Origin of the sequence: Tistrella arctica (assembly GCF_039630945.1) — a bacterium.
Lineage (GTDB): Bacteria > Pseudomonadota > Alphaproteobacteria > Tistrellales > Tistrellaceae > Tistrella > Tistrella bauzanensis.
In genome coordinates this window covers 561,305-574,564 of the sequence record NZ_JBBKTV010000002.1, presented here as the reverse complement: position 1 = coordinate 574,564, position 13,260 = coordinate 561,305, and the positions used below count along the sequence as shown (strand labels likewise).

The window sequence follows — 13,260 nt, the reverse complement described above, 5'->3', positions numbered from 1 at the left end:
TCCGTAGCGAAAGGTATGACCTTTCATTATTGTAGCCCCTTCCCCGGCCCGCGTCCATGTGGACCCGGAACACAATGCCAAGGGGAAGCTCCCCGGCCATGACCGCAGTGATCGGCACCGACACCGCCGGCAGGCCGGCGACCTTTGCGAACGTGGTGACAGGGGCCTGTCCGGCCGGCACACTGGACTCATAAGGAAATGCCACCGGCGGCGCCATGGGCAGGATCAGCCCGCCCCGACCGGCGACAGCCATCGGCAAGGCATGCGGCCCTAACCGGCCGCAGAGCGGTGAATGCATGGGCCTCGACGGCGGCGTGGCGCGCGCGGATCGTGCCTGTTCCCGAGCGGCGAACTGTTGTATTCCTCCAGCGTCTGGAGCGTGATGTCAGGGGGCCGCCAGCCGGACGTTTAGGGGAGCTGGACCGCGCATGGCCGAGGATGAGGCACAGGATCTGAGCCGGATCGCGGCAGCCCGCCCGGCCCCATCGCCCGACATATCCCCAGCACCTAGAATGCCCGAGATTCCGCGCTATCTTCAGGTGTTTCAGGATCTGCGCGCGCGGATATCCAGCGGCCGCTATCCGGTGGGCAGCATGGTGCCGACAGAGGCCGAGCTGTGCGCGGAATTCGCCGTCAGCCGCCATACCGTGCGCGAGGCCCTGCGCCGGCTGGTGGATCAGGGCTATGTCGAGCGGCGCCAGGGATCGGGCACCCAGGTGCTGTCGGCCGAGGGCGGATCGCTGTTCACCCAGTCGATGCGGTCGCTGTCGGAACTGTTCCAGTATGCGCTCGACACCGATTTCGCCATCACCGCCATGGTCATGACCGCGGTCGACGAACCCACCGCCCGGCTGATCGGCGCCGAGCCCGGATCGTCGTGGCTGGCCCTTCACGGCATCCGCGGCACACGCGATGACGGCGTGCCGATCAGCCATACGGTGGTCTATGTCCACGAACGGTTCGGCTGGCTGCGCGATGACTTCCCAAGCTGCCACGGCCCGTTCTATGCGCTGATCGAACAACGCGCCCAGGTGACGGTGATGGAAACGCTGCAGACCATCACCGCCCTGCCGATGCCCGATGCCAGCCGCCAGGTGTTCGGCGACCAGCCCCCCGGCGCCCATGTGCTGCGGGTGGTGCGGCGCTATCTGGACCGGCACGGCAGCACCCTGACCGCATCGATCAACGACCATCCGGCCGACCGCTTCACCTATACCATGCGCATCAAACGCGACGGTGAGCGCTGACGCCGCCTGCCGTTGGCCCGCACGCCCAGCGGTACCGCATTGACGGAGAATATACGAACCATATACGATCCGTATTCTCGAACCCCATGGCGAGGATATGATGGGCCTGGTGAAAATCGGCGACGAGCTTCATGAAGAGGCAAGACGGGCCAGCACTGTGATGTGCCGGTCGATCAACGCCCAGGCCGAGTTCTGGATGAAGATCGGCATGCTTGCCGAGGCGAACCCGACATTGTCGTTCAACGACATCGTGACGATGCAGCTTAAATCGGCAGAGGTCACGGCGGCCGATCAGGCGGTTGCCTGAGATGGTCAAGACCGCCTGCGAGCTGGCGCTGATGCGGATCTCCGGCAAGCTGCTGGCCTCGGTGTTCGAGATGCTGGACCGGCAGGATCTTGCCGGACGCTCGACGATGCAGATCAATGATCTGGTCGAACGGTTCATCACGGTGGATCTGGACGCGCGGCCGGCGAGCAAGGGCCAATACGGCTTCAAATATGTCCTGAACTGTTCGATCAACCATGTCGTCTGCCACGGCGTGCCCGATGCCGGACAGATCATCCGCGACGGTGACATCATCAATCTGGACATCACGCTGGAAAAGAACGGCTTCATCGCCGATTCGAGCAAGACCTATGTGGTCGGCGCGGCGCCGCCGGCCGCCCGCCGGCTGGTGCGGGTGGCCCGGGAGGCGATGTGGAAGGGCATCGAACAGGTGCGCCCCGGCGCGCATCTGGGCGATATCGGCCATGCGATCGAACGCCACGCCAGACGGAACGGCTATTCGGTGGTGCAGGACTATTGCGGGCACGGCATCGGCCGCGAGATGCACGAGGAACCCCAGGTGCTGAATGTCGGCCGGCCGGGCACCGGGCTGGCTTTGGTGGAAGGCATGGTCTTCACCATCGAGCCGATGGTCAACCAGGGCAGCCGCCGGGTTGCGACCGAAGCCGATGGCTGGACGGTGGTCACCCGCGACCGGAAATTGTCGGCACAGTTCGAGCACACGGTCGCCGTGACCCGCGACGGCGTCGAGGTGCTGACCTTGCGCCAAGACGGCACCTGACGATGCGCGCCGCCCACCCGATCAATGGCGCCCGGTCAACGCCACCCGGTCAATGCCGTGGCGGATGCGCCGGGTCGTCGCTCCAGGCGGTGTTGCCGTGTTCGGGGGTGAGGAACAGGATCTCGACATCTTCAAGAATATCGGCGCCATGGGCATGGCCGCGCGGGATCAGCAGCAGATCGCCGGCGCCGAGCGCCACGGTTTCGGCGCCGCCATCAGGTGCGTGCACGGTGAAGACAAGCCGCCCGGCCAGGATGAGCAGCAATTCGTCGCCGCCGTCATGACGTTCGACAAAGCCGGTGGTGGCGCCGGCGGGAATGCGGATCACGCCCAGCATGTGGCGCTGCGGCGCGCCCCCCATCCCCAGATGACCCAGAATATGGGGGCGCTGCTGGCCATCCGGCGGTGTTGGATCACAGGATGACGCATCGAGCGCGGCGCGGGCGGCGGCAAGCGAGATGGCCGGCATGGCTTGGGGGCTCCCGGATCTGTGGTGAAGACCGGTGACAAGCCTGCCATGCCGGGGCCAGACTGGGCTATTCGCGTTTCGAACAGGGCCGCCCACCGATGCCGACATCGCCCCGAACCCGCCGCAGACAGCCACGACAGGCCAGGGCCCGCGCCACGGTCGACATTCTGGTGACGGCGACCTTTCAGATTCTGGACCGGCTGGCCGCCAAGGGTCGGCCGGCATCGGAGGCCACCACCACGCTGATCGCCGCGCGCGCCGGGGTGAGCATCGGCACGCTGTATCAGTATTTCCCCGACCGCGCGGCGCTGATCGCCGCCGTGATCGACCGGGAATGCGATCGCCTTCTGGCGGATGTGGATGGCGTGCTGTCGGGCAACGGGGCGGCGGAGCCCGATCGGCTGATCGAGCATCTGGCCCGCCGCCTGATCAGCCCCGGCCGGTTGCCCCCTGCCCTGCACCGGATGCTGACCGCCGAGGCGGCACGCCCCGAGACGGCGACCCGCGCCGGTGCAACCGGCATCGCGCTGGATGCGCGGTTGCAGGCGCTGGCGACCGCCCATGGCCTGCCGCCCGATCGTGCCGCCATCGCCGGCCGCACGACCCGGCTGCTGTTGCAGGCCCTGGCGCATCAGGACGTGCTGCCAGCGCCCGTGGCATCCGATCAGGCGTGCCGACTGGTGCGGGGAATATTGACCGGATGAGGTGAGAGGCCGCACGAGGTGCGGCGCGGGGTGGTCTTGTCGGATCGGATGCCGGCGCGATCAGCGGGTCCGGCCGAACAGGATCGACACCGGGCTGCCGGTTTCCGCCACGGCGCGTGCAACACGCCGTCCTGATCCGAGAAGGCGAAGCTGACGACAGTGTCGGTCTGGAATCCTGCCGGCAGTGCCTTGTTCACAGACGGGTATGTCTGACGCCGCGCCGGGGGTGTCGGCATGGCGGACGTGGCCTGGCGGCCCCATGCGACATCCTTCGGCACGGCGACAGTCCAACCGGGCGTGATGATGCGTCAACGCATCAAACCATGCCCGGATTGCCCCCGTGCCCGCGTCAGATGCGCCGTTCGCCGCCACCGCCGACCGCGCCCGCGCGGGGAAATGCCGGCAGGTTCATTCGTTGAAGCGCCGGGTCGACGGTCCGACGGAGATGGGCGAAGGACGGCCGTGACGCGACATGCCCGTGGAACCGGGCGAGGTTCGGATACGGTGTCAGATCGACCTTGAACCAGGGCTCCCAGCCGATCATCACGAACAGATAGGCATCGGCCACCGTGAAGCCGTCACCCGCCAGATAGGGCTGATGCGCCAGCCGCTGGTCGATATGGCTCAGCCGGCGATGAAGGTTCTGCCGGTGGATGTCTTTCGCCGCCGCCGGCATCTGCGGATGGAACAACGGCCCGATGGTCTTGTGCACGTCGGAGCCGACATAGCTCAGCCATTCCATCACCCGATAGCGCGCCAGACCGCCCGGCTGCGGCAGCAGCCCGGATCCGGGCTTCAGATCGGCGATGTATTGCAGAATGACGCCGACCTCGGTCAGCAACGCGCCGGAGTCCAGCCGGAGCGCCGGAACCGCATTCTTAGGCGACACATCGGCGAAGGGCGTGCCGTCGTCCATCACGATGTGCGGTTGCGCATAGATGTCGACGAAGGCAACGTCACAGGCAAGGTCAAGCTCGTGCAGGGCCATGACAACCGCGCCCGAACAGGCCAGGGGTGAGGCGTACAGAATCATCAGTCTTCTCCAGCGGCATGATGCAAAATCCGATCAGGTGATCGCGCCCGATCGGGGCCTGCCCCAGACTAGACAAACGAGTGTCCTGTGAATGTGCCGATACAATCAGTTGCAGCACCGATCCGATCAAGGTGCCGATCCGATCGACCTGCGCCGGTTGGCGCCGATCGATCGCGGTCATGTCGAGGGCGCCGATGACACGTGACGCGCAGATACAGCGAACGGTCTGGTCGCGGCACGGGGTGGGGCTGACCGCCGCGGTGTGGCAACGCAATGATCTGCTGGTGCATACCATCGTGACGGATCATCCGGCGCTCATCCTGCTGGGCCGTGGCCGGAAGATCATCAGGATCGGCGGCAGGACGATCACCCTGTTGCCCGGCGATGCCGTGGCGATCGCACCGGGGACGAGCTGCGACATTCAGAACGAGACCGAGCGCGGACAGTTCACATCGACCTGGATCATCTGCGCCGACCCGATTCTGTCGGACATGGCGCGGACCTGTCCCGATCACGGCAAGCTGAAGGACGTCGTCGCCCTGAAAGGCCTGGGCGATGAATTCGTGCAGTCGTTCGAGCGCGCGGCACAGGCCATCATCACGCCCGATCGGGTTCCCGACATCGTCGCCGGGCACCGGATGCGGGAAGTGCTGGCCTGGCTGGCGCATCAGGGCCTGGTGTTCAATCCCGAAACGCCATCCGATCTGCACCGGCGGGTGCGCCTCATGATCGGGAGCGCGCCCGCGAAGAGCTGGATGTCGAAAGATCTGGCACGATCTCTGGCCATGAGCGAAGCGACCTTCCGGCGCCGGCTCGCCGATCAGGGACAGTCTTTCAACGACATCCTGATCGATGTCCGCATGACCACGGCGCTGACGCTGTTGCAGGTGACGGACCGGCCGATTTCCGACATCGCCTATCAGGTCGGCTACCAGTCGGCCTCGCGGTTTTCAGCCCGCTTCAAGACGCGTTTCGGATTCTCGCCCATGACCGTCAGGGCCGACCTGTCGCCGCACCAATCCCCGTCGTGAACCCGGCTGCCACGCAGCCCGGCCGCATCGGCATCGCCGTCATGCCCCGTGCATCGGGCCGCATGCCGAATTGCCGTTGACATCACTCCCCAATAAAATAAGCTGCTCATTAGGGAGCACATACGTCCGTTATAATAGACATTCGCGCTGACCGGGCGAGGATGACGAGACTGGGGAGCAGGATCGTCATACGTGCGGTCACGACCTGTATGCGGCAGCCGCTGAAGATGTATCGGCAGCGAGGGGCATCGGCAGCAAGGGCCATCCGCAGCAAGGAACGTGCGTGACGATGTGCGTGAAGAACCGGCCAGGGTTCCCGACATGATGGCGCCGCCGATCTCGCCGATCCGCGCATCGGCCGGAGCCGGTATGGCCGCCATCCCATCAGGTCAGCAGCGCTGAGTGGCGCACAGAGGAGGCATCGGAAATGCGGTTCATCAATCGATCGCGCCTGCCCGGCACAGGGCATACCCGCACCGTTCCGAGCGGCGCGGGACGGGTTCTTGCCGCAGGCGTCGCCATGCTGGCCGCCACCGTGGCCCAGGCGCAGGCACAGACCGTGACGGCGGTCATGCATTCGGGCCTGCGCATGCTCGACCCCATCGTCAGCACCGCGCATATCACCCGCGATCACGGCTATATGGTTTATGACGTGCTGGCGGCCGTGGATGGCGACGGCGCGGTTCAGCCGCAGATGGCGCAGTGGGACATCTCGGACGACAAGCTGGTCTATACCTTCACCCTGCGCGACGGGCTCAAATTCCACGACGGCGCGCCGGTGACCGCGGCCGATGTGGTGGCCTCGCTGAAGCGCTGGGGTGCCCGCGACGGTGCCGCCGCCTTCCTGATGGCCGCGACCCAAAGCATCGAGGCCAATGGCGACACCACAATCGTATGGACGTTAAAAGAACCGTTTCCGCTACTTCTAGAGGTGCTCGCCAAGCCGTCATCGGTGCCGGCCTTCATCATGCCCGCACGCGTGGCGGCGACCCCCGCCGATACGGCGATCACCGATTATGTCGGCTCCGGCCCGTTCGTGTTCGTGGGCGACGAATTCCAGCCCGGCGTGAAGATCGTCTATGAGCGGTTCGACGACTATAAGCCCCGCGCCGAGCCGGCCTCAGGGCTCGCCGGCGGCAAGGTGGTGAACGTCGACCGGGTCGAATGGGTGACGATGCCCGACAATCAGACCGCGATCAGCGCCCTGATGGGCGGTGAGGTCGACCTGATCGAGAACGTGCAGATCGATCTTCTCGACATCATCAAGTCCAGCCCGGACGTGACCGTGGAGACCCGCGACCCGCTGGGCTATCAGGTCTTCGCGCGGATGAATTTCAAGCACCCGCCCTTTAACGACGTGCGCATCCGTCAGGCGGCGATGGCGGCGCTGGGCCAGGAACAGGTCATGGCCACCATGATCGGCAACCCCGATTATTACCGGCTGTGCGGCGCGATCTTCGGCTGCGGCACACCGCTTGGCAGCGAGGCCGGGTCGGAAAGCCTGAAGGCCGGCGGCGACACCGCCCGCGCGCGCCAGATGCTGAAAGACGCCGGTTACGACAACACGCCGGTCGTGATCATGCAGGCGACCGATCTTGGCATCATCGGCACGGTGCCGGTGGTGATCGCATCCGCCCTGCGAGACGCGGGCTTCAATGTCGACCTTCAGGGCATGGACTGGCAGACGCTGGTGTCGCGCCGTGCCAGCATGAAGCCGCCGGCCGAGGGCGGCTGGAACATCTTCACCAGCTTCGTGAGCGGGATCGAGGCGAACACGCCGCTGATCAACCCCATCCTGCCGTCGACCGGCGACAGCGGCTGGTTCGGCTGGCCGAACGATCCCGAACTTGAGGCGATGCGCGCCGCCTATCTGACCGCCCCGGATCTCGACGCGCAGAAGGCGGTCGCCCATCAGATCCAGGCGCATGTGCTCGACCAGGTGATCTTCATCCCGCTTGGCAATTATCCCTTCGTCCAGGCCCGCAGCAACACACTCAAAGACATGCTGCCGACGGCGGTGCCGGTGTTCTGGAACCTGACGCTCGCCGACTGACACGCCTGCCGCCCGGTCGGCCGCAGGCCGGCCGGGCCGCTCAACGCCGGGAGGCAGAGCATGCTGGGTTACATCGTCAAACGCGTCTTCGCCGTCATTCCGGTGATGGCGATCGTGGCGCTGATCGTTTTCCTGATCCTTCGCCTGACACCCGGCGATCCGGCGGCGATCATCGCGGGCGACACCGCCACGCCCGAACAGATCGCCCGGCTGCGCCAGACCATGGGCCTGAACGAGCCGATCTATGTTCAGTTCGTGCAGTGGGTGGGGCAATTGCTGCGCGGCGACCTCGGCACCTCGCTGCTGTCGGGCACGCCGGTGAATGCGCTGATCGCCGACCGGATCTGGCCGACGCTGAACATCGCCGTGCTGACCATCATCATGTCGGTGCTGATCGCCGTGCCGATGGGCACCTTCGCCGCCTGGCGCCGCGGCCGTATCGGCGACCATGTGGTGATGATCATCTCGGTGGCCGGGTTCTCGGTGCCGGCCTTCGTGGTGGGTTACGTGCTGATCAAGATCTTCGCCGCCGATCTGCGCTGGCTGCCGGTTCAGGGCTATCGGGCGCCCTCGGCGGGGCTGATCGACTTTCTCCGCCACGCGATCCTGCCGGCGCTGACGCTGACCGCCGCCTATGTGGCGCTGACCGCGCGCATGACCCGGGCCAGCCTGCTGAACGTGCTGGGCGAGGATTATATCCGCACCGCCCTCGCCAAAGGCGTCGGCGAGACCCGGGTTCTGCTGCGCCATGGCCTGCGCAATGCGGCCGTGCCGATCCTGACCGTGGTCGGCACCGGCTTCGCCATGCTGCTGTCGGGCGTGGTGGTGGTTGAAAGCGTGTTCAACATTCCCGGCATCGGCCGCCTGACGATCGATGCGGTGATGGCCCGCGACTATCCCGTCATCCAGGGCATGATCCTGCTGACCAGCGGCATCTATGTGCTGGTCAACCTGTTGATCGACCTTGCCTATACGCTCTTCGACCCGCGGATCCGCTATTGATGACCCAGCCATCCCGTTCAAGCGAGCCCTCGCGTTCAAGGATTCCGGTGCCCGGCGTGGTGCCGGTCGTGGCCGTCATGATCCTGGCCGCGATCGCGATCGCCACCCTGCTGGCGCCGCTGCTGGCCCCGCACGATCCGCTGGCGCTGTCACCGCTCAACCGGCTGAAGCCGCCGGGCGGCGACTTCCCGCTGGGCACCGATGCGCTGGGACGCGACCTGCTGTCGCGCGTGCTTTACGGCGGCCAGGTGTCGCTGCTGATCGGCCTCGGCACCGCCGCCGTCAGTGTTTCGGCCGGACTGGCCATCGGGCTGGTCGCCGGCTTCTTCCGAACCGCCGACGCGCTGATCATGCGCGTCATGGACGCCTTCATGGCCATCCCGCCGATCCTGCTGGCCGTGGCCCTGGTCGCCATTCACGGCGCCAGCGCGATGTCGGTCATTCTGGCGATCACGTTTTCTGAAATCCCCCGCGTCGTGCGGCTGGTGCGCTCGATCGTGCTGTCGGCGCGCGAGGAACCCTATGTGGAAGCGGCGATCGCGCTGGGCACGCGCATGCCGGTAATCCTGTGGCGGCACCTGATGCCGAACACGCTGGCGCCGCTGATCGTGCAGGGCACCTATATCTGCGCATCGGCCATCCTGATCGAGTCGATCCTGTCGTTCCTGGGGCTGGGCATCGGCACCGAGACGCCGAGCTGGGGCAACATCATGGCCGAAGGCCGCAGCTATTTCCTTCTGAAGCCGTCGCTGATCTTCTGGCCGGGCCTGATGCTGTCGCTGTGTGTGCTGTCGATCAACATCCTGGGCGACACGGCACGCGACATCCTGGATCCACGTATGCGCAAGCGGGACGCATGATCATGGCTGCACGCTTCAAGACCGCGCGCTTCGACGATGCCGAAGACGTGCTCGCCATCGACGGGCTGTGCATCGACCTCGGCACCGCCGGGCGCCCGCGCCGGGTGCTCGACGATGTGAGCCTGCGGATCAGGCGGGGGGAAACCGCCTGCCTGGTGGGGGAGAGCGGATCGGGCAAGTCCCTGACCTCGCTGGCGATCATGGGCCTGCTGCCCGCGGATGTCCTGAGGGTGACCGCGGGCACGATCCGGCTGGATGGCACCGAGCTTCTGACCCGATCCCGCCGCCAGCTACGCGCCATGCGCGGCGACCGGATGGCGATGATCTTTCAGGAGCCGATGACAGCACTCAACCCGGTGATGCGCGTCGGCGACCAGATCGCCGAGGTTCTGGAAACCCATGCCGGGGCGTCGCGTGGCGACAGGCGCCGCCGGGTGCTGGAGGCCATGGAGCAGGTGCATCTGCCCGATGTCGAGCGGGTCTATCGCTCGTTCCCCCATCAGCTATCCGGCGGTCAGCGCCAGCGGATCATGATCGCCATGGCACTGATCCTGGAACCGGCGTTGCTGATCGCCGACGAGCCGACCACGGCGCTGGATGTGACGACGCAGAAGCAGATCCTGTCGCTGATCGCCGAGATGCAGCGCGTCCACGGCACGGCGGTGCTGTTCATCACCCATGACATGGGCGTGGTCTCGGACATCGCCGACACCGTGCATGTGATGCGCCAGGGCCGCGTGGTCGAGAGTGCGCCTGCCGAACGCCTGTTCCACACACCGCAGCATGATTATACCAGGGCACTGCTGGCGGCGGTGCCGAGCCTGCGCCCGCGCGCGGCGCGGCCGCCCGAAACCCGCCAGCCGATCCTGGACGTGGCGGCGCTGGGCAAGACCTATGAAAGCGGCGGCTTCCTGAAGCGGACCAGCCGCAAGCGCGCCGCCGAGGATGTCAGCTTCCAGCTTCGGCCGGGCCGGACGCTGGGCATCGTGGGCGAAAGCGGATCGGGGAAATCGACGGTGGCGCGCTGCGTGATGCGCCTGATCGACCCGACCCATGGCCGGATCAGCCTGGGCGATACCGACATCACCCGTCTGGCGCCGGGGCCGCTGCGCCGGCGACGCGAAAAGATCCAGATCGTCTTTCAGGATCCGTATCGCTCGCTCAATCCCCGGCGCCGGATCGCGGACAGCCTGATCGAAGGGCCGATGAATTTCGGCGTCGCGCGCGATCAGGCCATGGCGCGCGCCCGGACGCTGCTGGAAACCGTGGGTCTGCCCACCGATGCGCTGAACTGCTATCCTCATCAGTTCTCGGGCGGTCAGCGCCAGCGCATCGCGATCGCCCGCGCGGTGGCGATGGAGCCGGATGTGATCGTCGCCGACGAGGCGGTCTCGGCGCTGGATGTGTCGGTGCAGGATCAGGTTCTGAAGCTGCTGGAACAATTGCAGAATGATCTGGGCATCGCCATCCTGTTCATCACCCATGATCTGCGCGTCGCCGCACAGATCTGCGACGAGGTCATCGTGATGCAGCATGGCCGGGTGGTGGAGCATGGCACCGCCGAACAGGTGCTGGTCTCGCCGCGCCACGCCTATACCCATGCGCTGATCGATGCGGCACCCGGGCGCGGCTGGAACTTTGCCGCCTGCCGCGAGATCGCCCCCCATCTGCCCGGCGCCTGACCGGTCTGCCGGGGCTTTCATATATCAAGTCATCGAGGATCTGATTTCATGACCGATTGCATTGTTCTGGGCGCTGGCATGGTCGGCGTCGGCACCGCGCTGGCGCTGCAACAGATGGGGGTGGATGTGACGCTGGTCGACCGCCGCCCGCCCGGCGAGGAGACCAGCTATGGCAATGCCGGCATCATTCAGATGGAAGCCGTGGAGCCATACCCGTTTCCGCGACAGGTCGGCGAGATCCTGTCGGCGGCGCTGGGCTTCAACGACAAGGTGCGGTGGCGGGCGGGGTCGCTGCACCGCTGGGCGCTGCCGATCCTGCGCTATTTCAGGGCTTCGTCGCCGGCCAGTCACCGCCGGATCGCCGCCGTCTACAGCACCATGATCCGCAGGGCCGGGGATGATCACGACCCGCTGATCGCCGCCGCCGGCGCCGGGCATCTGATCCGGCGCGATGGTTTCCGCGACGTCTATCGCCATGGCCGCAGCTTCGCCGACGCCGTGCGCACGGCCGAACGGCTGGAGCGGGAGTTCGGCGTGGTCTCGCGGATCGAGAGCGGCATAGAGCTCGCCGCCGCCGAGCCGTCGATCCGGATCGGGCTGGCGGGCGCCGTCCACTGGACGGAAGCCTGGAGCTGCGCCGACCCCGGCGGGCTGGTCGCCGCCTATGCGCGGCTGTTCGCCAGCCGCGGCGGCGCCGTTGTGACGGGCGATGCCACCACGCTGCGGCAGATGGGCACCGCCTGGCGGATCGATGGCCCCGACGGGCCGATCGAGGCCGAACACGTCGTGGTTGCGCTGGGCCCGTGGAGCGCCGAACTGTTGCGGCCGCTGGGCTATGCCGTGCCCATGTTCTTCAAGCGCGGCTATCATCAGCACTTTGCGGGCAAGGGGCCGGTCCTGCCGATGATCGACGCCGACCGCGGAATCGTGATCGCGCCGATGCGGGCCGGGCTGCGCCTGCTGACCGGCGCCGAGTTGACCGGGCTCGATTCCGCCGCCACAGCCTATCAGATCCGCCATGCCCGGCGGGCTGCCGGCCAGTTGTTCGAGCTGGGCGAGCCTGTGGAGAGCGAGGCCTGGTTCGGCAACCGCCCCTGCATGCCGGGCATGCTGCCGGTGGTTGGCCGTGCGCCGCGCCACAAGGGCCTGTGGCTCAATTTCGGCCATGGCCATCAGGGCTTCACCCTGGGCCCGACCACCGGCCGAATGCTGGCGGGCGAGTTGGCCGGCAACGAAAAGCTGCCGCCCGAACTGCATCTGGTGGCGTGAAGGGCGGCGGCGTCTAAAGGGGACCGGGCCTAGATGGAGCCGGGCCGGTCGTGAAACAGGTGGCTATAGGCCCGGTCGCCCATCGCCCAGACGGCGGCGCGCAGATAGCCCGACAATTCTTCGGCGCCGCGCCGCAGAAGCGCGATCAGCGCATCCTGCCGGGCATCGAGATCGGCTTGGGGCAGGATGATGCTGAGCGTCGCCACGCAGTGCTGGTGGCGGTTCACGATCGGCACGCCGGCGGTGCCGACATAGCGATCGATCAGCCCTCGGGCGATGAAATAGCCGTCGATGCGGGCCTGATCGATTTCGTCGCAGAACTGCTCGAAGGGCAGCGAGGCGCCCGAGCCCAGCCTGAAATCCTGGTCGGGGATGTTGCGGCGGATCAGATCACGCGGAATATCGGCAAGTTGCAGGCGCGCCGAGCCGGTGATCGGCAACGGATAGCGCGAGCCTTCAACCGTGCGCAGATAATTGCGGCTGCGGCCGGTCGCGGAAATCAGCACAAGCTGCTGCCAGTTGTCGGCGATGTTGATTTCGGTCACCACCCCCGCCTCGACCGCCACCCGCTGCACGACCTCGCGCGCCACCGGCTCGAACCGGGCGTTGCGTGAATAGGCAAGCCCCAGCAGCCCGGCGCGATGGCCAAGGCTGATCGTGCCGGTGTCGTCCTGGGTCAGCCAGTCGCGCGCGACCAGTTGGTCGACCAGGGAATAGATCGTGGACCGGGGGCAGTTCAGCGCCTTGGCCAGCGCATTCCGGCTGACGGGTTTCGTTTCATTCTCAAGATGTTCGAGAATATCGAGAATTCTGTCGGTGCCCTTCGCACGCTGCATGAACAGT

The 13,260-nt window shown here is 66.5% G+C and carries 14 protein-coding genes; 10 read left to right on the top strand and 4 right to left on the bottom strand.

Going from position 1 to position 13,260, the window contains the following annotated elements; all coding sequences use genetic code 11:
• Window positions 1-428: 428 nt before the first annotated feature.
• The 3 genes from WG924_RS06595 to map all read left to right on the top strand — a co-directional run bounded on the left by WG924_RS06595 (window position 429) and on the right by map (window position 2,314).
• Window positions 429-1,247: a GntR family transcriptional regulator gene (locus WG924_RS06595; RefSeq protein WP_345932204.1), complete on the top strand. Its 819-nt coding sequence runs from the start codon at window positions 429-431 to the stop codon at window positions 1,245-1,247.
• Between the two features lie 100 nt (window positions 1,248-1,347).
• A complete protein-coding gene (locus WG924_RS06590) occupies window positions 1,348-1,554 on the top strand; it encodes a ParD-like family protein (RefSeq protein ID WP_345932203.1) in 207 nt (68 codons plus the stop codon).
• A 1-nt stretch (window position 1,555) separates the two neighbouring features.
• Window positions 1,556-2,314 (top strand): type I methionyl aminopeptidase, encoded by a 759-nt coding sequence (gene map, locus WG924_RS06585; protein ID WP_345932202.1) that lies wholly within the window; start codon window positions 1,556-1,558, stop codon window positions 2,312-2,314.
• Window positions 2,315-2,363: 49 nt separating this feature from the next.
• Here map and WG924_RS06580 read toward each other — a convergent pair whose 3' ends face one another.
• The gene (locus tag WG924_RS06580) at window positions 2,364-2,783 is read right to left on the bottom strand and encodes a cupin domain-containing protein (protein WP_345932201.1); all 420 of its coding nucleotides are present in this window, start codon (window positions 2,781-2,783) and stop codon (window positions 2,364-2,366) included.
• A 98-nt stretch (window positions 2,784-2,881) separates the two neighbouring features.
• On the opposite strand from WG924_RS06580, the gene WG924_RS06575 reads away from it, so the two are divergent.
• On the top strand, window positions 2,882-3,487 hold the full coding sequence (locus WG924_RS06575) for a TetR/AcrR family transcriptional regulator (RefSeq protein ID WP_345932200.1): 606 nt from the start codon (window positions 2,882-2,884) through the stop codon (window positions 3,485-3,487).
• 349 nt (window positions 3,488-3,836) lie between these two features.
• Here the strand turns inward: WG924_RS06575 and WG924_RS06570 are convergent, their stop codons facing one another.
• The gene (locus WG924_RS06570; protein WP_345932199.1) at window positions 3,837-4,520 is read right to left on the bottom strand and encodes a glutathione binding-like protein; all 684 of its coding nucleotides are present in this window, start codon (window positions 4,518-4,520) and stop codon (window positions 3,837-3,839) included.
• Entirely contained in the window at window positions 4,456-4,701 is a 246-nt protein-coding gene (locus WG924_RS06565) for a hypothetical protein (protein ID WP_345932198.1), read from the bottom strand. Before WG924_RS06565 ends, WG924_RS06570 begins: the two co-directional genes overlap by 65 nt.
• Before the next feature lie 13 nt (window positions 4,702-4,714).
• Here WG924_RS06565 and WG924_RS06560 point away from each other — a divergent pair, with 13 nt between their 5' ends.
• The 6 genes from WG924_RS06560 to WG924_RS06535 all read left to right on the top strand — a co-directional run bounded on the left by WG924_RS06560 (window position 4,715) and on the right by WG924_RS06535 (window position 12,417).
• On the top strand, window positions 4,715-5,551 hold the full coding sequence (locus WG924_RS06560) for an AraC family transcriptional regulator (RefSeq protein WP_345932197.1): 837 nt from the start codon (window positions 4,715-4,717) through the stop codon (window positions 5,549-5,551).
• A gap of 427 nt (window positions 5,552-5,978) precedes the next feature.
• Window positions 5,979-7,604, top strand: coding sequence for an ABC transporter substrate-binding protein (locus WG924_RS06555; RefSeq protein WP_345932196.1), 1,626 nt, complete (start codon window positions 5,979-5,981; stop codon window positions 7,602-7,604).
• A gap of 60 nt (window positions 7,605-7,664) precedes the next feature.
• On the top strand, window positions 7,665-8,606 hold the full coding sequence (locus WG924_RS06550) for an ABC transporter permease (protein ID WP_345932195.1): 942 nt from the start codon (window positions 7,665-7,667) through the stop codon (window positions 8,604-8,606).
• A 77-nt stretch (window positions 8,607-8,683) separates the two neighbouring features.
• Entirely contained in the window at window positions 8,684-9,466 is a 783-nt protein-coding gene (locus WG924_RS06545) for an ABC transporter permease (protein ID WP_345932275.1), read from the top strand.
• 2 nt (window positions 9,467-9,468) lie between these two features.
• Window positions 9,469-11,148, top strand: a complete 1,680-nt coding sequence (locus WG924_RS06540; RefSeq protein ID WP_345932194.1) for an ABC transporter ATP-binding protein — start codon at window positions 9,469-9,471, stop codon at window positions 11,146-11,148.
• Between the two features lie 48 nt (window positions 11,149-11,196).
• Window positions 11,197-12,417: an NAD(P)/FAD-dependent oxidoreductase gene (locus WG924_RS06535; protein WP_345932193.1), complete on the top strand. Its 1,221-nt coding sequence runs from the start codon at window positions 11,197-11,199 to the stop codon at window positions 12,415-12,417.
• A gap of 29 nt (window positions 12,418-12,446) precedes the next feature.
• Here the strand turns inward: WG924_RS06535 and WG924_RS06530 are convergent, their stop codons facing one another.
• Entirely contained in the window at window positions 12,447-13,253 is an 807-nt protein-coding gene (locus tag WG924_RS06530; protein ID WP_345932192.1) for an IclR family transcriptional regulator, read from the bottom strand.
• Between the last annotated feature and the right edge of the window lie 7 nt (window positions 13,254-13,260).

Bases quoted from the DNA above. Each gene is read 5' to 3' on its own strand.
- WG924_RS06560 (WP_345932197.1), top strand. From the start codon at position 4,715: ATGACACGTGACGCGCAGATACAGCGAACGGTCTGGTCGCGGCACGGG.
- WG924_RS06540 (WP_345932194.1), top strand. From the start codon at position 9,469: ATGGCTGCACGCTTCAAGACCGCGCGCTTCGACGATGCCGAAGACGTG.
- WG924_RS06530 (WP_345932192.1), bottom strand. From the start codon at position 13,253: ATGCAGCGTGCGAAGGGCACCGACAGAATTCTCGATATTCTCGAACAT.
- WG924_RS06545 (WP_345932275.1), top strand. From the start codon at position 8,684: ATGATCCTGGCCGCGATCGCGATCGCCACCCTGCTGGCGCCGCTGCTG.
- map (WP_345932202.1), top strand. From the start codon at position 1,556: ATGGTCAAGACCGCCTGCGAGCTGGCGCTGATGCGGATCTCCGGCAAG.
- WG924_RS06595 (WP_345932204.1), top strand. From the start codon at position 429: ATGGCCGAGGATGAGGCACAGGATCTGAGCCGGATCGCGGCAGCCCGC.
- WG924_RS06580 (WP_345932201.1), bottom strand. From the start codon at position 2,783: ATGCCGGCCATCTCGCTTGCCGCCGCCCGCGCCGCGCTCGATGCGTCA.
- WG924_RS06570 (WP_345932199.1), bottom strand. From the start codon at position 4,520: ATGATTCTGTACGCCTCACCCCTGGCCTGTTCGGGCGCGGTTGTCATG.
- WG924_RS06590 (WP_345932203.1), top strand. From the start codon at position 1,348: ATGGGCCTGGTGAAAATCGGCGACGAGCTTCATGAAGAGGCAAGACGG.
- WG924_RS06555 (WP_345932196.1), top strand. From the start codon at position 5,979: ATGCGGTTCATCAATCGATCGCGCCTGCCCGGCACAGGGCATACCCGC.
- WG924_RS06535 (WP_345932193.1), top strand. From the start codon at position 11,197: ATGACCGATTGCATTGTTCTGGGCGCTGGCATGGTCGGCGTCGGCACC.
- WG924_RS06565 (WP_345932198.1), bottom strand. From the start codon at position 4,701: ATGACCGCGATCGATCGGCGCCAACCGGCGCAGGTCGATCGGATCGGC.
- WG924_RS06550 (WP_345932195.1), top strand. From the start codon at position 7,665: ATGCTGGGTTACATCGTCAAACGCGTCTTCGCCGTCATTCCGGTGATG.
- WG924_RS06575 (WP_345932200.1), top strand. From the start codon at position 2,882: ATGCCGACATCGCCCCGAACCCGCCGCAGACAGCCACGACAGGCCAGG.